At 63.1% G+C, this 22,355-nt stretch carries 10 protein-coding genes and 1 pseudogene; 9 read left to right on the top strand and 2 right to left on the bottom strand.

All coding sequences use genetic code 11. The features are described from left to right. Positions 1–63: 63 nt before the first annotated feature. The 8 genes and pseudogenes from PX52LOC_RS26680 (at position 64) to PX52LOC_RS26650 (ending at position 11,996) form a co-directional block, all read left to right on the top strand. On the top strand, positions 64–1,485 hold the full coding sequence (locus PX52LOC_RS26680; protein ID WP_149112947.1) for a Gfo/Idh/MocA family protein: 1,422 nt from the start codon (positions 64–66) through the stop codon (positions 1,483–1,485). A gap of 122 nt (positions 1,486–1,607) precedes the next feature. After that, entirely contained in the window at positions 1,608–3,443 is a 1,836-nt protein-coding gene (mnmG, locus tag PX52LOC_RS26675) for a tRNA uridine-5-carboxymethylaminomethyl(34) synthesis enzyme MnmG (RefSeq protein ID WP_149112946.1), read from the top strand. Positions 3,444–4,063: 620 nt separating this feature from the next. Further along, a complete protein-coding gene (locus PX52LOC_RS26670; protein ID WP_149112945.1) occupies positions 4,064–4,645 on the top strand; it encodes a response regulator in 582 nt (193 codons plus the stop codon). Between the two features lie 81 nt (positions 4,646–4,726). Next, positions 4,727–6,358, top strand: a complete 1,632-nt coding sequence (locus PX52LOC_RS26665; RefSeq protein WP_149112944.1) for a sensor histidine kinase — start codon at positions 4,727–4,729, stop codon at positions 6,356–6,358. 50 nt (positions 6,359–6,408) lie between these two features. Next, a pseudogene (locus PX52LOC_RS44090) lies at positions 6,409–6,615 on the top strand (double zinc ribbon domain-containing protein); the annotation flags it as partial. An 87-nt stretch (positions 6,616–6,702) separates the two neighbouring features. Next, positions 6,703–7,140 (top strand): ComF family protein, encoded by a 438-nt coding sequence (locus tag PX52LOC_RS40960; RefSeq protein ID WP_168219220.1) that lies wholly within the window; start codon positions 6,703–6,705, stop codon positions 7,138–7,140. A 204-nt stretch (positions 7,141–7,344) separates the two neighbouring features. Continuing rightward, entirely contained in the window at positions 7,345–8,328 is a 984-nt protein-coding gene (locus PX52LOC_RS26655) for a DUF1573 domain-containing protein (protein ID WP_149112942.1), read from the top strand. 176 nt (positions 8,329–8,504) lie between these two features. After that, on the top strand, positions 8,505–11,996 hold the full coding sequence (locus tag PX52LOC_RS26650) for a pyruvate carboxylase (protein WP_149112941.1): 3,492 nt from the start codon (positions 8,505–8,507) through the stop codon (positions 11,994–11,996). Here the strand turns inward: PX52LOC_RS26650 and PX52LOC_RS26645 are convergent. Next, positions 11,941–12,333 (bottom strand): hypothetical protein, encoded by a 393-nt coding sequence (locus PX52LOC_RS26645; protein ID WP_149112940.1) that lies wholly within the window; start codon positions 12,331–12,333, stop codon positions 11,941–11,943. The genes PX52LOC_RS26650 and PX52LOC_RS26645 overlap by 56 nt on opposite strands. A gap of 413 nt (positions 12,334–12,746) precedes the next feature. On the opposite strand from PX52LOC_RS26645, the gene PX52LOC_RS26640 reads away from it, so the two are divergent. Next, the gene (locus PX52LOC_RS26640; protein ID WP_149112939.1) at positions 12,747–15,266 is read left to right on the top strand and encodes a hypothetical protein; all 2,520 of its coding nucleotides are present in this window, start codon (positions 12,747–12,749) and stop codon (positions 15,264–15,266) included. A gap of 6 nt (positions 15,267–15,272) precedes the next feature. Here PX52LOC_RS26640 and uvrA read toward each other — a convergent pair whose 3' ends face one another. Then, positions 15,273–22,145, bottom strand: a complete 6,873-nt coding sequence (uvrA, locus tag PX52LOC_RS26635; protein WP_149112938.1) for an excinuclease ABC subunit UvrA — start codon at positions 22,143–22,145, stop codon at positions 15,273–15,275. Between the last annotated feature and the right edge of the window lie 210 nt (positions 22,146–22,355).

The raw sequence follows: 22,355 nt of genomic DNA, 5'->3' as shown, positions 1-22,355 counted from the left end.
CGCCGTTGCCGTCGATTAAGATGTCCCTCGCGATTCTCTCTTCCTCTTCCCGTGGGATCATTCATGCTCTTCCAACGTGGGACACTTTCCCGTCGCGGCTTCGCGACAACCTCCCTCGCAGCCCTCTCCGCGGCCGGGCTGCCGGCGTGGTACGCGCGCGAAGTCTTCGCCGCCGACACGGCCACCAGCGCTCAGGCGAACAAGTCCGTTTCGGCCAACGGCAAAGTGCGGTTCGGCTTCGTCGGCATCGGCAGCCCGCAGAGCCGTGCTTACGCCCTCTACGGCGCGGCCAAGAAGTTCAAGCAGGTCGATTGCGCCTACGTCTGCGACGTGGACAGCCGCCACCTCGGCCGGGCCGCCACGACCTTCGGGCACGACGGCTACGAGCCGAAGGCCCACTACGACTTCCGCAAGGTCACCGGCAGCAAGGATCTAGACGTGGTGGTCGTCGCCACGCCCGACCACTGGCACGCGCTCGTCGCCATCGACGCCCTCAAGAACGGCAAGGACGTGTACTGCGAGAAGCCGCTGACGCTCACAGTGGCCGAGTGCTTGGCCCTTCAAAAGGCGGTGAAGGAAAGCGGCCGCGTGCTGCAAACCGGCAGTCAGCAACGCACTGAGATGAAGGGCATGTTCCGCCTCGCGGCTGAGGTCGTGCGGGCCGGTCGCGTCGGCAAGGTGAAGACGATCGAGTGCCGGATCGGGGCGAACCCGGTCAGCGGTCCGATCGAAGCCGTGCCCGCGCCCAAGGAACTCGACTGGGAATTGTGGCTCGGGCCGGCCCCGAAGGTTCCGTACCGACTGAGCAAGGACTTTAAGAAGACGAACGCCCACTACGAGTTCCGCTGGTGGTACGAGTACAGCGGCGGCAAGATGACCGACTGGGGTGCGCACCACATCGACATCGCCCAGTGGGCGCTCGGCATGGACGGCAGCGGTCCCGTCGCCGTCGAGTGCGTCCGCGCGGCCGAGCCGTACTCCAAGGGTGACGGCTACAACTGCCACGAAAACTTCAGCGTGAAGTACACCTACGCGAACGGGGCCGAGGTTTTCGCGATGTCCGGCGGCGGCAGTGAAGCCGAACTCTTCAAAGTCGACGGCAAGGCGAAGAAGGTCGGCAAGGACGAGAACGGGCTGCTCATCGTCGGCGAAACGGGGAAGGTCTTCGTCAGCCGGAATGACATCGCGGCCAGCGATGCGAAGATTCTGTCAGAACCGCTGAAAGACGACCCCAAACTGTACCCGACCCGCCCGACCGACCACATGGGCAACTTCCTCGACTGCGTGGTTAGCCGTGAGCAGCCGATTTGCAACGTGACCGTCGGCGGCGGTTCGGTCATGGTCTGTCAGATCGGCACGATCGCGTTGCGACTCGGCGTCGGCAAGAAACTGACCTGGGATCCGATGGCGCACAAGTTCGAGCAAGAGGAAGCCAACAAGATGCTCGCGCGCGAAATGCGCGGGCCGTGGAAACTCCCCACGTAAGTCGTGGCCTTTTGGCCGCCACCATTCGATGAAGCCCGCGGCTCTCCCCGCGGGCTTCATCTCGTTTGAACCTTTCCGTTGGTACAATCTCTGTAACGTGGGAACGAACCGTGAGGGCTGCCGTGAGTTCGCTGGAATTTCGATTCGATGTCGTGGTGGTCGGAGCGGGGCACGCCGGGACCGAGGCGGCGATGGCCGCGGCACGGCTGGGAATGAAGACGTGCCTCCTGACGATGAACGCCGACGCGGTCGGACAGATGAGTTGTAACCCGGCCATCGGCGGCGTCGCGAAGGGGCAGATCGTCCGCGAGATCGACGCGCTCGGCGGCGTCATGGGCCGCTGCACCGACGAGTCGGGCATCATGTTCAAGATGCTCAACGCCTCGAAAGGTCCGGCCATGCACTCGCCACGGGCGCAGTGCGACAAGAAGCTTTATCAGTTCACGATGAAGAAGTGGGTGGAGGACCAGGAGAATCTGACGCTCCGTCAGGAACTCGTCGAGGGGTTGTTGCTCGAACCGCATAAGGACAGTGGCACGCTCGCAACCCTGAAAGTCGCCGGGGTCGTGGCCCGTGGCAACACCCGCTACCTCGCCTCGGCCGTCATCCTGACGACCGGGACGTTCCTCAAGGCGCTCATGCACACGGGCGAAGCCAAGACGACGGGCGGCCGGGCGGGGGACAATTCGGCCGAGGCGATGAGTGACAGCCTCGCGGCCGCCGGCTTCGAACTCGCCCGGTTCAAGACCGGCACGCCTTGCCGCCTGAACGGGCGGACGATCGACTTCTCAAACCTCGCCGTCTCGGCCGGTGATACGGTTCCCCGACCGTTCAGTTTTGGCACCGATGCGATCACGGTTCCGCAGATGGTCTGTCACATCACCGAGACGAACGAGCGCGTCCACGAACTCATCCGGGCGAACCTGGAACGGGCACCGATGTACAGCGGGCAGATCAAGTCGTCGGGGCCGCGGTACTGTCCGAGCATTGAGGATAAGGTGGTGCGATTCGCCGCGAAGGACTCGCACCAGATTTTCCTCGAACCCGAAGGGCTGAACACCCGCGAGTATTACTGCAACGGCATCAGCACGAGTCTGCCGAAGGACGTGCAGCAGGGGATGCTGAAGCTCATTCCGGGGTTGGAGAACGCCGAGGTGATGCGGTGGGGGTACGCAGTCGAGTACGACTACGCCCCGCCGACGCAGTTGCACCCGACACTGGAAACGAAGCCGGTCGCTGGGCTTTACTTCGCGGGTCAGATTAACGGCACGACCGGCTACGAGGAAGCCGCCGCACAAGGGCTGATGGCGGGCCTGAATGCCGCCCTGAAGTGCAAGGGCGAAGCACCGCTCGTTCTCGACCGTAGTCAGGCCTACATCGGCGTGCTGATCGACGACCTCGTCACGAAAGGCGTGGACGAGCCGTACCGAATGTTCACGTCACGGGCCGAGTACCGCTTGCTGTTGCGGCACGACAACGCTGATCGGCGACTTTCGCCTGCGGGTCGTAGGGTCGGGAGCGTAGGCGAGGAGGCGTGGCAGCGGTTGCAAGCGAAAGAGCAGGGGATTGCGGAACTCCAGCAGTTCTTGAAGACCACGAAGTCTGAGGGCGATAATCTCGCCACGTGGCTGCGACGAACCGAAGTATCGTGGGAACAACTTTGCGAACGATCTCCGGCACTGCGAGCCTGGGATGGTCGTCCCGATGTGGTCGAGCAAGTCGTGTTGGAAGCGAAGTACAGCGGCTACATCGACCGACAATCCACGGAGGTCGAGCGATTCCGCAAGCTGGAGAACAAGGGTATCCCGGCCCACTTCGACTTCACGGCCGTGCCGCAAATGCGCATCGAGGCGAGAGAGAAACTGAACCGCGTTCGGCCCGCCAACATCGGGCAAGCAAGCCGCGTCAGTGGCATCACCCCGGCAGACCTGGCAGTGCTGTTGTTTTATTTGGAATGAGTGGGTATACGCCCCTCCGGCGGTTGGGTAAGCCGTCGTCCGTTGCGACGATTTACCTGACACCGTCGGCCTTCTCGACGAGGTCAAAGGTGTTTCGAGAAAATGGGAAGAATTGACTGTACTCCAACTTGGTAAAGATGGCAGAATATGCCGACTTTAGCGATTGGGTGTTTTGTACCTCTTCCGATCTTCAACATCACCCCACGCCGCAGTTAGAATGGCCAAGGAGGGCAAGCGGGACGAGTGGAATGGATTGGCGAAGCTGTGGAGTGTCGGCAATTGCTTCGGATTGTGCTCACTAAGCCTAGTCCCGAAAACCAGTTAAGGCGAGTTGACCAGGTCGAGTCGCGTTGACAGGCAAGGATTGCCGGTTATATTCCCTGCGGCGGTTTGAATAACAGACTTCCCGTGTCTGTTCAAGTTAGTCAAACCCCTAGCGCAGTCCTGACCCCGTAATCCCCCTCCTGCGCTGAACGTCCGCTGGAACTTGCGGGCGCTCGCCAGGGAATCGGTTTTGGTTCCCACGGATGGTTTCCAGGTTCGGTCGCCGACTCGTGGTGGGTTGAGTCGAACGAACCAAACACACGCGAGCCGGCCGGAGCCGGCAGGGTGGACGACGTATGAAGACGGTGTTCACGACCGGCGAAGCGGCGAAGATCTGTAAGGTCAGCCAGCAAACGATCATCCGTTGCTTCGACAATGGGCAACTGAAAGGCTTTCGGGTTCCGGGATCGAAATTCCGCCGGATCCCCCGTGAAGCCCTGTACAAGTTCATGAAGGACAATCAAATCCCGACCGACGCGCTGGAAAGCGGCAAGCGGAAGGTGCTGGTGGTGGACGACGAGCCGGAAATCGTTGACATCATCACCCACGGCCTGCTGGACGACGGCCGGTTCGAAGTGAAGGTCGCCGCCAACGGCTTCGACGCCGGGATGATGGTCAAGGAGTACCGCCCGGACCTGATCGTGCTGGACGTGAACCTGCCGGACATCAACGGCAAGGAAGTCTGTCACCGCGTGCGGGCCGACCAGAACCTCGAAGAAGTCCGCATTATCTGCATCAGCGGCGAGGTGATGGAAGACCGCATCCAAGAGTTGAAGTTGGCCGGTGCCGACGACTTCGTGCAGAAGCCGTTCGACATCGACGTGCTGATCGAGCGGATGTGCGTTCAACTGGAAATGGAAGCCCCGACGGTTGTTTAATTTGGCTCGGTTCCCGAACCCGTTCGTTGGGAATCCAAACTTGGGTTCCGTCGAACGGGTTCGAGCTTAGGTGCTTCTCTCATGCATGGAGTGCAACGGCAAGACCAGGAACTGGTCGGTGAAGCGGCGGCAAGGTTGCCGTGGCTTTGTCCGTCGGCCGATGCACTGATCCAACTCACGTCCGAACCGGCACCGCTCACAGAACTCTCGAACGATGTCGGGCTGGTTCTTCTTGCCTTGCGCTACGCCCGTTCGGCCGCCACGCTCGACGGCTTTACGTTCGCGTCCTTGCGAGAATCCGTTGTCGCAGAGGCGGCTTCGAAGTTACTCGAAAGTCACACCCGACATTGGTTGAACCCGACACATCCGGTCGGCCAACAAGTCCGTTCCGTTTCGATTCAACTCGCCCGTGTGGCCCGCGAATTGGCCGAAGCCGATGGGACCGTTTCGCCGGACGCGGCGGCGGCCGTTGGCTTGATTGCCCCGCTCGGTTGGTGGGCAGTCGCGACGATGGACCCGGCGGCCGTGGAGGCTTGCGGTCGCGATTCGCGGTTCCTGAAGGAGCCGTATTCCGTTCAGCGGGCGACGTGGGGCCTCTCACAAGAAGAAATTGTCCGCCGCCTCTGCGCGAAGTGGCGGTTGCCGGCCTGGGTGAGCGCGTGCATCACAACGCTCTCCCTGAGCGTGGCGGATGCGGTGCGGTGCGGGGCCGACCCCGACATGACGCGCATCCTGCGGGCGGCCGTCGAAAAGCTGGATTCGCAAAATGTCGGCGCGGGTTGGCTGAAGACTCCTTCGGCGAACCAACAAAAGGCCGTGCCGGTCGTTTCAGACCGCAATTCCTCCGCTTCGGGTGAAGACCCGCGGACGATTCGGCTCCTCCCGCAACTCTTGCGAGCGACCGCCCGCGCCCGGCGTGCCGGGCAGGAGAATCGCTTACGCGGGGCGGAACAAGAGGTTGATCGTCTCTATCGCTTGCTGGCCGACCTGCGCGACGGGTTTGAAATTGCCGTGCGGGATGCCAAGCTTTCCGGTCTGGCGGAACTGGCCGCGGGGGCGGGTCACGAGATCAACAATCCTCTCGCGGTGATTTCGGGCAACGCACAGCGGTTGAAAAAGAACGAGACCGACGACGACCGGCGGAAGGCACTCGACTCCATCATCCGCCAGTCCACGCGGATCAGTGACATCGTCCGCGAACTGATGCAGTACGCCCGGCCAGCGGCCCCGAACCGCTCGGCCGTGGACCTTTCGGAGTTCATTGCCATCACGGTCGCCGACTTCCAACCTCAAGCCTCCGTGAAAGGCATCCGCCTGACGTGCGAAACTCCAGGGGAATCCGCGACGTGCTTCTTCGATCTTGGACAAGTGCGGAAGGCATTGCACGCGGTGCTACAGAACGCGATTGATGCCGTCCCGCCCGGCGGGGAGATTGGCATACGCTACCACACGCTCGCCGGCCAAGTCGTGGTTGGGATCGAGGACACCGGGCCGGGTCCGAGCGAGGCGGCCGTGCCGCACCTCTTCGACCCGTTTTATTCCGGCCGGTCGGCAGGGCGGGGGCGGGGTCTCGGCTTGGCTACCGCTTGGCGTTTGGCAAACATCAACGGCGGCGAACTGAGTTATCAACACGCCCTAGAAGGCGTAACACGCTTTGAACTGACCTTCCCAACGGTGGGAACCAGTCTCCCCAACGCCCGCAAACTCGCTTAAAGTATCTCTGATCCCTTCATACACTTCGCGATACGGGCGAGGTGGAACGCATGTTTTCGAGCCTTCACGAAATCTTCCGCGGGCTGGATCGCCTGGTTTACCCCCCGACGTGTCTACTTTGTAGCAGTCCCTTTGATCGGCAGACGTCTCACTCTCTCTGCACCTCCTGCGAACGGTCCATTATCAATGATTCCGTGCCCACGTGCCGCCGCTGTTGCAGTACGATTGGCCCACATGTTGCAGCCGAAGACGGCTGTGACAAGTGCCGCACGGAACGATTCCAATTCGAAGGAGCTATGCGGCTTGGCAGTTACGATGGCCCGCTCCGCGAGGCCATCATTTCCATGAAAGATCAATCGGGTGAAATTTTGGCCGAGACGCTCGGGTCGATCTGGGCTGGGAGGGACCGCGAAAAGTTCTTGTTCCTCGCCATCGACGTTCTCATACCGATTCCGCTCCACTGGTCCCGACGAATCGTCCGGGGGTACAGTCAGCCAAGTGCGATTGCACACTCGATGGCGGACGTTCTGAACACGCCCTGTCATGACAATTGGCTCAAGCGGACACGCCGCACGCCCAAACAGTTCACCCAATCGCCGGCCATGAGGAGGGAGAATCTGAAAAATGCGTTTCAGGTGACTCGCCGGTGCCAGGTGAAGGATCGGCGGGTTATGCTAGTTGACGATGTCCTGACGACGGGGGCTACCTGTCACGAGGCCGCTCGGGCGTTGAAGGCCGCCGGAGCCGCGCAAGTTTGGGCCGCCGTCCTCGCCCACCGGTAACGACACGCAGAACGGATGGGATGAGTGACACCTGTGCCGCGGGCGAGGGTGCTGTCGAACGTGGCCGATCTGCGGCCCGGCCCACTCTAAAAAGTGAGTCGGGAAATGAGAAACTGAGATGCTGGGAACGGTCCTGACCAGATATTTTGTGGATTGGGGCGTTCGGTCTGGGGAAAACTGAACACCACCTGGGGGTTAATTACCATGCGACGACTTCTTTTCGGGCTGATGTTGTTTGTGGGGGCGGCGCTGAACGCCAACGCGGGCGCGAAGGATTACTTTTCCGAGTCCGAAGTCGACTTCGGACCGACGCCACGCGGCCCGATCCTGACGCACTACTTCATCATCAAGAACACGAGCAAGAGCAAGGTGACACTCGGCACCGCTCGCGTGTCCTGCGGCTGCGTTTCGGCGAGCGTCTTGAAGAGTGAGTTGGCCCCCGACGAATCGACGGCCGTGGCGGCGTACATGGACACCCGCCGCATCCCGATGGCGAACGTCTTGAAGACGGTTCTCGTGTACGTGCCGTTCCTCAGCCCGAACCTCGAAGAAGTCACGCTGAAGGTTCAATCCATTGCCCGGGACGACCTGGTTTTTTCGCCCGAAGTGCTGGCCATCGGCAACGTCAAGAAGGGCAAGACCGCGTCGGCCAAGATGAAGGTGACCCTGTTCAATCACGGCAACTGGAACATCACCGAAGTCGCGAGCACGGGTAAGTTCGTAACCGGGACCGCGAAACTTCTGAGCCGACAACCGAGTGAAGTGACCTTCGAAGTCACCGCCACCCTCGACGAAAACTGCCCCGTCGGCAACTGGACGTCCGACCTGTACCTGAAGACGAATGCCGTGGGGCTAGAAAAGGTCCGCGTTCCCGTCACGGTGAACGTGACCACGGCTATCGCCGTGACGCCGGAAGAGGTCAAGGTCGGCGAAATCAAAGAGGGCAGCAAGCTCGAATCAAAGCTGATGTTGCAGGGCAGCCAGAACTTCAAAATCCTCGAAGTGAAAGGTGGCGATGATGAGGTCGCCGTGAAGTCCGAGTCGAGTGAATCGCGGGCCCTTCACACGCTTCTGTTCGCGATCAAGCCGACCAAGGCCGGCGATCTCAACCGCAGCTTCGAAGTCCTGACCGACCACAAGGAAATGCCGAAGGTGACGATCCCGTTCACGGCGAAGGTCGTCAAGTAACTCTTCGATGGATGCAAAACTTCGAACCGGTGACCGTCTGGTCGCCGGTTTTTTCGTTGGCAGTGTAAACACCACTCCGTGACTGGTCGAATTCTTCGCACCCGCGCGTCCCGCTCTTTTGGTTGGCGGGCCGAAGTCGTATCTTTTAGGCGACGCACTACCGGGAAGGGTTGGATATGTCGATACCTCTCAAGAAATTCCAGAAGTTGCTCGTCGCGAACCGGAGCGAGATCGCGATCCGCGTCTTCCGGTCGGCCCACGAGTTGGGCATTCGCACGGTCGCGATTTACTCCCACGAAGACCGCTTCGCACTGCACCGCTTCAAGGCCGACGAAGCCTACCGCGTCGGCAAGCCCGGCGAGCCGATCCGCGCGTACCTCGACATTCCCGGCATCGTGGCCCTGGCGAAAGAAGTCGGCGTCGATGCCATCCACCCCGGTTACGGCTTCCTCAGCGAGAACGCCGCGTTCGCGCGGGCGTGCGCGGAGGCCGGGATCACGTTCATCGGGCCGAAGCCGGAAATCCTTGATTCCCTCGGCGACAAGGTTTCAGCCCGGCACATTGCCCAGAAAGCGAAGGTGCCGATCCTGTCCGGCAGTGACAAGCCGGTGTCGGAGATCGCAGCCACGAAAGTCCTCGCCGAAAAGCTCGGTTACCCCGTCATGGTGAAGGCCGCGATGGGCGGCGGCGGCCGGGGGATGCGACCGGTGATGACCGCGGACAAGTTGCAAGAGGCCGTGGAATCGGCCCAACGCGAGGCGGGGGCGGCGTTCGGCATCTCGGATGTGTTCCTCGAAAAGCTGGTACAGCGCGCCAAGCACATCGAAGTCCAACTCCTCGGCGACCGGCATGGTAGCCTCGTCCACCTGTACGAACGAGACTGCTCCATTCAGCGGCGGCACCAGAAGGTCGTCGAACTCGCCCCGGCTCCCAACCTGCCCGCCGACGTGCGGCAGCAAATCCTCGACGCTGCCCTCGCGGTCGGCAACGCCGTCGGCATCGACAACGCGGGCACCGTTGAGTTCCTGTACGACAGTGACTCGCGGGAGTTCTACTTCATCGAAGTGAACCCGCGGATTCAGGTCGAGCACACCGTCACCGAGGTCGTGACCGGCTACGACATCGTGCGTTCGCAAATCCTCATCGCCCAGGGGGCGCCGCTCTCGCACCCGGACATCGGCCTCGGCGACCAATCGGTCGTGAAGGTGCACGGGTATGCGATTCAGGCCAGAGTTACGACTGAAGACCCCGCGAACAACTTCACCCCCGATTACGGGCGGCTATCCGCGTACCGCTCCGCGGGCGGCCCCGGCATCCGCCTCGACGGCGGCACGGCGTTTGGTGGGGCGGTCATCACGCCGTACTACGATTCCCTCCTCGTGAAGGTGACGGCGTCCGGCCTGCGATTCGTCGATGCCGCGAGCCGGATGGAGCGGGCCTTGCAAGAATTCCGCGTCCGCGGCGTGAAGACGAACATCCCGTTCGTGCTGAACCTCGTCACGCACCCGCAGTTCCTCGACGGCAGCGTGACGACCAAATTCCTCGACGAGACGCCGGAACTGTTCAAGTTCATCCCGCGTCTGGACCGCGCCACGAAACTTCTCGCGTACATCGCCGACGTGATCGTGAACGGCCACCCGGAGGTGAAGGGCAAGATTCTTGTGGAGTTTACCGCGGGGAAGGGGGGTACCACGACCCCCGCAGTCCCGGCTTTGCCGCCGCCCTCGGTGAAGCCAACGAACCTTCCGGAAGGCACCCGGGACCGCTTCCGAAAGCTCGGGGCGGCGAAGTTCGCGGAGTGGGTGCGGAACGAAAAGCGGTTGCTCATCACCGACACGACGATGCGGGACGCGCACCAATCGCTCCTCGCCACGCGGATGCGCACCTTCGACATGCTCCAAATCGCGCCGGAGTACGCCCGGCGGCACACGGACTTCTTCTCGCTGGAGATGTGGGGCGGAGCGACGTTCGACACGAGCATGCGGTTCCTCAAGGAGTCGCCGTGGGACCGCCTCGCCGAACTGCGGCAGCGCGTCCCGAACATCCTCTTCCAGATGCTCCTCCGGGCGGCCAGTGCGGTCGGCTATTCGAACTATCCCGACAACGTCGTGAAGGCGTTCGTCAAGGAGTCGGCCAACGCGGGCATGGACGTCTTCCGCATCTTCGACGCCTGCAACTGGACGCCGAACCTGAGGATGGCGATCGAAGCCGTCCGCGAGACGAATGGCCTCGCCGAGGCCGCGATCTGTTACACCGGCGACATCCTCGACCCGAAGCGGGACAAGTACACGCTGAAGTACTTTGTCGATCTGGCGAAGGAGTTGGTGAAGTTCGGCACGCACTTCCTCGCCATCAAGGACATGGCCGGCCTGCTGAAGCCGTACGCCGCCCGGAAGCTGGTGAAGGCCCTGCGGGAAGAGGTCGGCGTGCCCATCCACTTCCACACCCACGACAGCGCCGGCGGGCAGATTGCCGCGTACATGATGGCGGCCGAGGAAGGCGTGGATATCGTCGATTGTGCGTTCGCCCCGCTCTCCGGCGTGACGGCTCAACCGAGCCTGAACGCCCTTGCGGAAGCGATGCGATTCCACGAGCGAGACCCGCGGTTGTCGTTCGACGACTTGCAGAAGACGGCCATCTACTGGGACAAAGTCCGCGGCGCGTACGCCCCCTTCGAGGCCGGTCAACTCGCCGCGTCGGCGGACGTTTACCTGCACGAAATGCCGGGCGGTCAGGCCACGAACCTGATGCAACAGGCGAAGTCGCTCGGCCTCGCCGACCGCTGGCCGGACGTCTGCCGCACCTACGCGGCCGTCAACCAACTGTTCGGCGACATCGTCAAGGTGACACCGACCTCGAAGGTCGTCGGCGACATGGCCCTGTTCATGCTCGCGAACAACCTGACGCCGCAAGACGTGCAGAATCCCAAGAAGGAGATTGCCTTTCCCGAGTCGGTCGTCGAGTTCTTCGAGGGCAAACTTGGAATGCCGCCGGGGGGCTTCCCGCCGGAACTGCAATCCCGCGTTCTTCGGGGCAAGAAGCCGTTCACCGAACGAGCCGGTGCGACCCTCCCACCGGCCGACTTCGAGGCCGCCCGGAAGCTGATCGAGCCGAAGATTCTTCGCAAGCCGACGGATCAAGACTTGGTGTCGTACCTCCTCTACCCGAAGGTGTTCCTCGACTTCGCGGAGCAGCAGAACCGCTACTCGGACCTCAGCGTGCTGCCGACGGCGGTGTTCTTCTACGGGATGCAGAAGGGCGAGGAAATCAGTGTCGAGATCGAGCCGGGCAAGACGCTGATCGTCCGCTTTCTGACCGTCGGCGAACCGCACGACGACGGCCGGCGGTCGGTCGGTTTCGAGTTGAACGGCCAACCGCGGGAAGTGATGGTCGAAGATCGCTCGCTGGCAAAGTCGGCTTTGGCGGTCCGGCGGATCGCCGAGAGTGGCAACCCGCTTCAGGTCGGTGCGCCGATGCCGGGGGCCGTGGTGGCGGTCACGGTGGAGGCCGGCGAGGAGGTCGCGGCCGGCCAGAAATTGCTCACGATGGAAGCGATGAAGATGGAAACGACGGTCTACGCCGAGCGGGCCGGCAAGATCGCGGAAGTGGTCGTCAAACCCGGCTCGCAAGTGCAGGGCGGGGATTTGCTGATTCGGTACGAGGGGTGACGGCGGCCCGTTTCTCTTTCTCCTTTTCCTTCGGGCTTCCCGAAGGACTGGCGAGCAAGTAGCCGGCTGCGAACGCGAAGCTCATCAGCACGGCGATGACCACGGCCGCGAGCGTCAGATGCGAGCGCGTCAGCATGAAGGCGTCGGGCAGGGCCTCCACGTCGATCGCTTCTTCGATTTCCGCTGATCGACGCGCGCGGGCCATCGGCGGCGCTTCTTTCGGAGCTTCGGCCTCCTCTTCCGCTCGCGGCTTGGCGCTCTCGATCGCTGGGTTCAGCAGCGATTCAAAGTCCGGCCGTTCGAACAGCGGCAGCGAGTCCACGTTCTTCGGGGCCACGGCGGGGGGCTTACTTTTAGCCCCGTTCGCCCGGCTGCCGTTGGCCGAATTCGATCCCCCTTTGGGGATGGCGGGGGCGGCCCCGACTGGGCCGTTCGTTTCGACGGCCATGCCTGCGAGCGCGGGAACCCGAACCTCCGCGGCACACCGCGGACACTTCACAACCGTCCCCGCTTTCCGGCGCGCAATGCCCAACATACGGTCACAGGCCGGGCACCGGAATTGAATGGGCATTCTTTTCTCCAACGCGCGAGCGGCTGATCCGTTACACGTCCAGTTACGGCGATTTCGATTTCCCGACTTTGTTATTGTCCGATACCGCCGTCCCAATTGCAACGTCGCGCTTGACGCGGCGTTGGGGCCGCGAACAATAGACCTGACGCCTTTACCTTCCGTATCGAGAGGCCCGCGCCATGTCCCGCCGCTCTTTTCGCCGGTCCTCGATGCTCGCGGTCCTCTTCCTCGCGGGCCTGACAACTCTCACCGCCTCGGCCGTCGACCGAGTGATCTTCCGCGACGGCTTTTACATCGAAGGCACGCTCTTCAAGGAGCAGGAACAAATCAACGACCCGGTGAACGGGTTCATGCTGAAGGTTCCGAAGGTCAAGGGGTTCGACGTTATCGACGACGGCCTGCGGTGGTGGATCTTTTCCCGGCACCAAAAGCAGGCGGTAGAAGTTCAGAAGGACATCAAGGGCCTGGAAGACTTGAAGGAGTACACCCGCGACGCTTTCCCGAACGCGGTGATGCAAGACTTGCCTGCGATGGCCCAGTTCAAGGCGCCCAATTTTGACGAGAAGTGGCAGCGAAAGTTTCGCCTGAACCTGCCGAACGGCAGCTTCGACGAGATGCAACAAGTCATCCGGGTTCTCGGCCCCCAGCGGATGGTCATCGTCTCGAAGAGCCACCGCTGGAACCCTTACATTTCCACGCGGGAACTCGGCCCGGAGGCCATCCGCAGTTTGCTCACCACCCACCCGGACTTGGACGATAAGGGCAAGCCCGATCCGACCAAGCGGCTGTTGATCGCGAATTTCTTTTACCAGGGCGATTTCCTGGACGCCGCCCGTGCGGAGGTCGCGCGGGCCAAGAAGGACATCCCCGGAACGTGGACGAAGGAGCAGACGGAAACGCTCGACAAGTTGGAGGCGAGTCTTTCCAAGGCCGAGGCCAAACTCGTGGTCGACGAACTCGAAGTCGCGAAGCAGGCCGCACGGTACGAGGGCGGGAAACAGTTACTCGCGCGATTCGACGCCAAGTCGGCGACGGCAGAATTGACCAACCGCTTCACGAAACTCCGGGCGGAACTCGAAATCGTTCAGCCCGCCTACGAGAAAACGAAACGCCTTCTCGCGGCGTCCGTCGAGCGCATGTCCGGCATGAAGGTGTTGCCCGCCGGGGCGGCCGGGGGCGGCCTCGGCGCGTTCGCCGCCCTCAAGCAACTCCCCGAGCAATCTCAGAAGTTGATCGTCGCCGGCACCCACGTTGTTGCCGAACTACACCCCGACAACGCGGACCGCATCGACATCTTCCGCAAGCTGGCCGAGGACACTGATCGCCAAACCGCGGCCGGCAAGTCGGGCAAGCGACCGGACGAACTGATTGCCCTCGCGATCAGCGGTTGGGTCATGGGGCCGAACGGTGCGGACAACAACGCGGAGAACGCCCTGCACCTCTGGCAGTGGCGCGAAACGCTTCTGGCCTACCAGAACGAGACCATTCTGAACAAGCGGCGGGCCCTTTTTCATCAGATGCAAAAGACGGGGAAGGCCGTGACGCCGGACGTGGTGTCGCAGCTCATCAAGTACCTCCCGCCGCCGCAACCGGACGACCTCGTCAACCGCGGCGGCGTGCTGATTCCGCCCAGTAGCCAGGTTGCGGCGGGCATTTATCGCCGGAACACCGGCCCGGTTGCCGCCGCCGCCGCCGGGGTCGATTACCTGGTCCGCCTGCCGGCCGAGTACCACCACGGCCGTTCCTACCCCTTGATCGTGGCCCTCTCCCACGCCACGATGCCGCCGGAAGAAATGATCAGCCGGCTGTCCTACGAGGCCGACCGCAACGGCTTCATCCTCGCGGCCCCGCTCTGGATCAACGGCTTCGACCAGGCCTACGATTGGACCGGCGACCAGCACTACAAGGTGTTGGACACCGTCCGCGACCTGATGCGGCACTACCAGGTGGACAACGACCGCGTGAGCCTGTTCGGGTTCGCCCAGGGGGCGAACTTCGCGATGGACGTCGGCTCGTCCCACCCCGACTTGTTCGCTGGCTTGCTCGCGATGGGGCCGACGCCGAGGTGGGCGCCCAACTTCCTGCACTACTGGCGAAACTGTCAGAAGCTTCCCGTTTACGTTGCCCTCGGCGCGATGGCCGGGTCCGGGCTGGAGAACACGCGAAAGATATACGAGGAGTGGGTCTTCCGCGGCTATCCGGGGATCGCCAGTGTTTACCGCGGCCGCGCGACCGAATGGTTCAGTGGCGACTTACACCTGATGTTCGACTGGCTGCGGGTCAAGAAACGCATCACCGGCACCGGCGTATTACGCCTGAACAACGCGGCGGCGATCGAGCCGTTCATGACGATGCGGAAAGAAGACAATCGCTTCTACTGGGTCGGTTCCGACGAAATCAATGTTCAAAACCTGCAGAACGGGCGCAAGGGCGGGTTTACGCCCGCGGAAATCAAAGCGGACATCTTTCAGGGGAACGAGATCAAGATCACCAGCCGCGGCCTGAAGACCGTCACCGTGTGCCTCGACCGCGAAATGATCGACTGGACGAAGCCCGTCAAGGTGCGGATCAACAGCGACATTCCCCGTGGGTACAAGGCCCAAGTCTTGAAGCAAGACCTGGAATTCATGTTGGAGCAGTTCTACGAGCACGGCGACCGGTCCTTGCTCTTCTTGAACAAGTTGGTCCTCACGCCGTGACGCCGGTCAGACGGCCGCCTTGGCGAACGCCTCGCGGAAGCCGGCGAGGTATTCCGCGAGGAACGTCAGGAACGCTTTCGAGCGAAGCATCTCGGGCGAGGTGAACTCCATTTTGAGCACCTGCGTGCTATCGGTGCGGTCGCCGGTCAGTTCCGCGTTTCGGCTGAACCCCTCGACGCGGGCGAGGTTGAACTGCCCGACGCGGATGACGAAATTGCAGACGAGCGCGTTCGCTTCTTTCGTCCGCCACCATGCGAACGCTTTCGGGGCACCCGGCAACTTCAAGAGGATGTGATCGCGGCTGTCCCACTTCACCTCCACGTCGGGGGCCGAGTCGCGCACGAGCTTCAGCAAGAGGGGCAGGGCACCCCGATCCCACTTCAGCTTCTTGCCCGGTGGGAAGCCTTTCTCGCCGAGGTGCCACTTCTCGCCGTCCTTCTTCCAGGGCATGTAATCTTCCACGCCCTTCTGATCGGGATTGATCAACCCTCGGAACGACTCGGCCGCTTTCTTGAGGAAGGCGAAGAACGCTGGCGTCTTTACGTCATCCAACTTATGCACGATCACGACGACCTGCTGCAAGCCGGGCGAAGTTGAAATCTCGACGCGGTTGCCGTCACGGGCGTACCCCTCCAACCCCGGCGTGTCGCTGAGCGGCGGTAACGCAAGTGCCGCCGTGAGGTCGGCTTCCTTGAAGGTGCCGCGGGCCACCCGGAACACGAGCTTCAGATACGCCTCGTGGCCGGTCAGGGCGTGCAAGAACCAACCGTGCGACTTCACCTCGGCCGCGACCTCCACGACGCTGCGGTGCTTCCAGTTGGTGTCGGAGAAGGTGCCGAGCTTGTGGACTTCTTCCTCGACGAACGACAGCGTCGCGCCGTCCCACTTGCACGGCTTGCCGGTACTGGTGACGCGGTCCTTCGTGTGCCACCGCTTGCCGTCTTCCTCCCAGGGCAGCAGGGCGTCGTCGCCGACTTGCGCGATGTCGATGTCGCCGACTTTGGCCGCGAGCGCCTTCTTCGGGTCGAACTTCTCTCGCTTCTGGTGTGGCCCGTCGGCCAGAACCTTCGCGAGAATGGTCGCCGTGTGCGAAACCACGCCCGGCAACTGCCCCTGGGCGACGACCTGTTCCGGCGTCCCCTGCGCGACGACCTGCCCGCCGCCGATGCCCGCCTCGGGGCCGACGTCGATGACCAGGTCGGCCGACTTGATCACGTCCAGGTTGTGTTCGACGACGACGACCGTGTTCCCCATGTCCGCGAGGCGGTGCAACACGTCGAGCAACTTCCGCACGTCGTCGAAGTGCAGGCCGGTGGTCGGCTCGTCCAGCACGTAGATCGTGCGGCCGGTGCTCGGCCGGGCCAACTCCGCGGCCAACTTCACGCGCTGGGCTTCGCCACCGCTCATGGTCGGTGCCGGTTGGCCCAGGGCCATGTACCCGAGGCCCACGTCGGCGAGCGTTTGCAGCACGATGCGAATCTTCGGGATGTTTCCGAACAGTTCGAGGGCCTCGGTGATTCGCAGGTTGAGCACGTCCGAGATCGACCGGCCGTGGAACTTCACGGCCAGCGTTTCCGGGTTGTACCGGCTGCCGTGGCAGGTGTCGCACTCGACCCACACGTCCGGCAGGAAGTGCATCTCGATTTTCTTCTGCCCCATGCCCTCGCAAGCCTCGCAGCGGCCGCCCTTCTGATTGAAGCTGAAGCGGCGGGGGTGGTAGCCGCGGACCTTCGACTCGGGCAGCCGCGAGAAGAGTTCGCGGATCAGGTCGAAGACGCCGGTGTACGTGACGGGGTTCGACGACGGCGAGTTGCCGATCGGATCCTGATCGACGTTGATGACTTTATCGACGTTCTCCAGGCCGAGGATTTCATCGACGGCGGACCCGGCAGTGCGGGCGCGGTTCAACTTGCGGGCGAGCGTGTTGTACAGCACCTCGTTGATGAGTGATGACTTCCCCGACCCGCTCACGCCCGTCACCGCAACGAACGCGCCGAGCGGGATACTCACGTCGAGGTTGCGGAGGTTGTTTTGCCGCGCCCCGACGATGGTGATGGCCGCGCCGGCCGGTGCGCGGGCGACGATCTCCTCCGGGGTCGGGTGGTCTGTGGCGAACGGTTCGCTCACGACGCGGCGGTTGGTGGGCACCGGAATCGCCAGGCTGCCCGCGAGGTACTTCCCCGTGAGCGAGTCCTTCGACTTCAACACCTGCTTGACCGGACCCGACGCGGTGATCTCGCCGCCCTGATCGCCCGCGCCTGGCCCAAAATCGAGCAGGTGGTCGGCCGACGCGATCACTTCGCGGTCGTGTTCGACGACGACGAGCGTATTTCCGAGATCGCGTAGGTGGTGGAGCGCCTTCAACAATCGCAGATTGTCACGCGGGTGGAGGCCGATGGTCGGCTCGTCGAGGACGTACAGCACGCCCGTCAGCCCACTGCCAATCTGCGAGGCCAGCCGGATGCGCTGCGCCTCGCCGCCCGAGAGGGTGGGGCCGGGCCGCGACAGCGAGAGGTAATGGAGGCCGACATCGACAAGGAACTTCAGCCGGTTCGTGATCTCGCGGAGGATTTCGCCGGCCACCTGTTTCTCGGTCTTCGACATCTTGAGGGTGTTGAAGAGTGTGAGCGAATCGCGGAGCGGTAGGCCGCCGAGGTCGCCGAGCGTGTGGTTCGCAAACTGTGTGGCGGCCGCGTCGGACCGCAGCCGCGACCCCTGGCAGGTGGAGCAGGGGACTTCGTCCACAAGATGGTCGAGCCGCTGTCGGTAGACGAAGCTCACGCGGGACGCTTCGTCCACGCTCGGGAACAAGCCCTTGTACTGGAAGCGTGGCTCGCGTTGATTCTTCGCCTTCGGCTCAATCTTCAGCCAGACTTCGCCGGTGCCGTGCATGACCGCCCGCTGGTGTTCGGGCGAGAGCCGGACGTAGGGCGTGTCGAGCGAGAAGCCGGCGTGCTTCGCCAGTGCTTCTGCGAACGGCAACCACGCGCCGCCGGCGGCGAGCGATGGCCACGCCGTGATCGCCCCGTCGCGGAGCGACTTCGACGTGTCGCCGACGAGCAAGTTCGCGTTCGCCCCGCGTTGCGAGCCGAGGCCCTCGCACGTCGGGCACCAGCCGAGCGGGCTGTTGAAGGAGTAGTTGTGCGGGTTCAGGTGCTCATAGCTTGTGCCGCACTGATCGCAGGCGAGGTGTTGGGAGTACCGCTCCACGCGCCACTGCGTCTCGTCCTTGTCGGCTTCCACGTACGCGAGGTGCATGACGCCGCGGCCGAGGTCGAGCGACTGTTCGACCGCCTCCGCGATGCGCGTCCGCGTGCCGGCCTTGACGACGTTGCGGTCCACGACGATCTCGACGCGGTGCTTGCGCTTGTGGTCGATGACCGGCGGTTCGTCGAGGTTGTACGACTTGCCGTCGATTCGCATCCGCACGAACCCGGCCCGCCGAATCTCTTCGAACAGCGTCTCGTACTTCTCCTGGCCCTTGCGTTCGAGCGGGGCCATCACGTACAGTTTCGTCCCTTCCGGCAGACCGAGAATTTTCTCGACGATCTCGTCCGCAGTCTGTGTGCCGATCGGCACCTGACACTTCGGGCAGTACCGCTGGCCGAGGCGGGCATAGAGGATGCGGAGGTAGTCGTAAATCTCGGTGATCGTGCCGACCGTGGACCGCGGGCTTTTGCTCGTCGTCTTCTGCTCGATGCTCACGGCCGGCGACAGCCCGGTGATGTGCTCGACCTTTGGCTTTTGTACTTGGCCGAGGAACTGGCGGGCGTAGCTCGACAGCGACTCGACGTACCGCCGCTGGCCCTCGGCGTAGATCGTGTCGAGCGCCAGCGACGACTTGCCGGACCCCGACGGCCCGCAGAAGACACTCATCTTCTCGCGCGGAATGCGGGCCGAGACGTTCTTCAGGTTGTGCTGTTGCGCGCCCTGCACTTCCAGGTGGGTGATCCGCTCGTGGACCGGCTTCGCCTCGACCTTATCCTTCTTCAGGGTCTTCTTCTTCGGCACGGGGAAGAGTAGGGGGCGGAGGGCGTGCCCGGTGTACGAGGCGTCGGTCTTGGCGATCACCTCCGGCGTGCCGACGGCGACGACCGTGCCGCCGCCGCTGCCGCCCTCCGGCCCCATGTCGATCAGCCAGTCGGCGGTCTTGATGACGTCGAGATTGTGCTCGATCACCAGCACCGAGTTTCCGGCCGCGACGAAGCCGTGCAGTACGTCGAGCAGTTTGCGAATGTCTTCGAAGTGCAGGCCGGTCGTCGGTTCATCAAGGATGTAGAGCGTCTTGCCCGTGCTCGCCCGGCACAGTTCCTTCGCCAGTTTGATGCGCTGCGCCTCGCCACCAGAAAGCGTGGGCGACGGTTGACCGAGCTTGATGTAGTCGAGCCCCACGTTGTGGAGCGTCTGGAGCATCGGGCGAATTTTCGGGACGTGCTCGAAGTGTTCGAGGGCCTGCAGGACTTCCATTTCGAGCACGTCGTGAATCGACTTGCCGCGGTATTTCACCTGGAGCGTTTCGCGGTTGAAGCGGTGGCCCTCGCACACCGGGCACGTCACCCACACGTCTGCGAGGAAGTCCATCTCCAGCCGGTTCGAGCCGTTGCCCTGGCAGGCTTCGCATCGGCCGCCGGGGACGTTGAAGCTGAACCGCCCCGGCTTGTAGCCGCGGACTTTGGCCTCGGGCATCAGCGCGAAGTGCTGACGGATTTCGTCGAACAGTTTGATGTACGTTGCCGGGTTCGACCGCGGCGTCCGGCCGATCGGCGTCTGGTCGATGTCGATGACCTTGTCGATGAACTCGCGGCCGCGAATCTCGTCGTGCTCGCCGATCGAGTGGAGTGTCTCGTCGCCGTCCTCCTCCGACTCAGGTTTGCTCGGCGTGGCGAGGGCTTCCATCAAGATGTCGTTGACGAGTGACGACTTCCCGGAGCCGCTGACGCCGGTGACGACGACGAACTGGCCGAGGGGAATCTTGACGCTGACGTTCTTCAGGTTGTTGTGCCGTGCACCGATGACCTCGATGGCCTGGCCGTTCCCCTTGCGGCGTTCCTTCGGGATGGCGATTTCCTTCGCGCCAGTTAGGTACTGGCCGGTCGGGCTGTCCGGGTTGGCGAACACTTCCGCGGGCGAACCCGCTGCCACGATTTGCCCGCCGCGCACGCCGGGGCCGGGGCCGAAGTCGACGAGGTAGTCGGCCGCCCGCATCGTGTCCTCGTCATGTTCGACGACGAGGACGGTGTTGCCCATGTCACGGAGCCGTTCGAGGCTTCGCAGCAGGCGGATGTTGTCCCGCGGGTGGAGGCCGATGCTCGGCTCGTCGAGGATGTACAGCACGCCGACGAGGCCGCTGCCGATCTGCCCGGCGAGGCGGATGCGCTGCGTCTCGCCGCCCGAGAGGGACGGGGCAGGGCGGTCGAGGCTGAGGTAGTGCAGGCCGACGTTCAGGAGGAAGCCGAGGCGCGCGCGGATTTCCTTCAGCAACTCCCCGCAAATGTGCCGTTGGACGGCGGACAGTTCGCCTTCCATCGCGTCGAACCACGGGACGAGGTCGCCGATCGGCATCTTGCCGAGTTCGATCAGCGTCCGGCTGCCGACGCGCACGGACCGGGCCTGCGGGTTGAGCCGCTGGCCGTTGCAGGCGGGGCACTTCATCACGCTCATGTACTTTTCGAGCTGCATCCGCCGCGGCCCGGCCGTCGCCTTCTTGAACTGCGATTCCAGTTGCGGGATCACGCCCTCCCACTTGCCGCCGTGCTTCCAGACCTTACCGCCGCGCTGCTTCCACTCCCAGACGACGTGCCGGTCGCCGCTCCCGTACAAGACGAGGTTTTGCTGTTCCGGGGGAAGTTCCTCCCACGGTTGCTTCAGGTCGATGCCGAACGACTTGCCGACACCCTCGTAAATGTGCCGCCGCCATCGCCCCATGCTTTTCAACGAGCCGAGCAGGGTGATCGCCCCCTCGTGAATGCTCTTCGTCGGGTCGGGGAGGAGCAGGGTGGCGTCGAAACTGTACTTCGTCCCGAGGCCGTCGCACTCCGGGCACATCCCCATCGGACTGTTGAAACTGAACAACTGCGGCGTCGGCGGTTCGTAGCTGATGTTACAGTGCGTGCAGGCGTAGTTCGCCGAGAGGAGGATGTCTTCTGCCGTGCCGTCTTTCGCTTCCACCGAGACGATGACCGCCCCGTCCGCGAGGGACAGCGCCTGTTCGACGGCTTCGGCCAACCGCGGCCGCACTCGCGACTCGACGACCAGGCGGTCGATGACGATCTCAATGGTGTGCTTGATCCGCTTGTCGAGTTTCAGATCGTCCGACAGCTTCACCACCTGGCCGTCCACGCGGGCGCGGACGTAGCCGCGCTTGAGCATGTCGGCGAAGAAGTCCTTAAACTCCCCCTTCTGCCCGCGAACCACGGGGGCCATCAGCAGGAATCGCGTCCGCTCCGGCAGCGCGAGAATCCGGCCGATGACTTGTTCGCGCGTCTGGGCGGTGATCGGCCGTTGGCACTTGGCGCAATGGCCCTGCCCGACGCGGGCGAACAGCACGCGGAGGTAGTCCGCGACTTCTGTGATCGTCCCCACCGTGGACCGCGGATTCCGGCTGGCCGACTTCTGTTGAATGCTGATCGCCGGCGACAGGCCGCCGATGTAGTCCACGTCCGGCTTCGGGAGTTGGCCGAGGAACTGGCGTGCGTAGCTGGAAAGCGACTCGACGTACCGCCGTTGCCCTTCGGCGTAGAGCGTGTCGAAGGCCAGCGAGCTTTTGCCGGAGCCGCTGACGCCGGTGAAGACGATGAGCTTGTTTCGAGGGAGTTCGAGGTTGACGTTCCGAAGGTTATGTTCCCGCGCACCGCGGACGACAATGTTCTGGCTTTCCATACCCGGACTGACCTCCTGAGTCAGGGTTAGGATACACACGCACACTACCTTTGTACAACCGCACAACCGGCACAAAAGTCACAAACCGGGCAGGTTACCCCGCCGGAGGGGTTCCGCTCCTGCCGCACGAGGTATGAACGCGACTACCAAACCGCAACTCTCGACGGGAGCTCGCCTTTCAACTACAGTGCAGATGGCAGGGAATCTGAG

Source organism: Limnoglobus roseus (genome assembly GCF_008254045.1).
In the GTDB taxonomy this organism is placed as follows: Bacteria; Planctomycetota; Planctomycetia; order Gemmatales; family Gemmataceae; genus Limnoglobus; species Limnoglobus roseus.
This window is presented reverse-complemented; position numbering and strand designations above follow the sequence as displayed.

Bases quoted from the DNA above. Each gene is read 5' to 3' on its own strand.
- PX52LOC_RS26680 (WP_149112947.1), top strand. From the start codon at position 64: ATGCTCTTCCAACGTGGGACACTTTCCCGTCGCGGCTTCGCGACAACC.
- PX52LOC_RS26670 (WP_149112945.1), top strand. From the start codon at position 4,064: ATGAAGACGGTGTTCACGACCGGCGAAGCGGCGAAGATCTGTAAGGTC.
- PX52LOC_RS26665 (WP_149112944.1), top strand. From the start codon at position 4,727: ATGCATGGAGTGCAACGGCAAGACCAGGAACTGGTCGGTGAAGCGGCG.
- PX52LOC_RS40960 (WP_168219220.1), top strand. From the start codon at position 6,703: ATGAAAGATCAATCGGGTGAAATTTTGGCCGAGACGCTCGGGTCGATC.
- PX52LOC_RS26655 (WP_149112942.1), top strand. From the start codon at position 7,345: ATGCGACGACTTCTTTTCGGGCTGATGTTGTTTGTGGGGGCGGCGCTG.
- PX52LOC_RS26650 (WP_149112941.1), top strand. From the start codon at position 8,505: ATGTCGATACCTCTCAAGAAATTCCAGAAGTTGCTCGTCGCGAACCGG.
- PX52LOC_RS26640 (WP_149112939.1), top strand. From the start codon at position 12,747: ATGTCCCGCCGCTCTTTTCGCCGGTCCTCGATGCTCGCGGTCCTCTTC.
- uvrA (WP_149112938.1), bottom strand. From the start codon at position 22,145: ATGGAAAGCCAGAACATTGTCGTCCGCGGTGCGCGGGAACATAACCTT.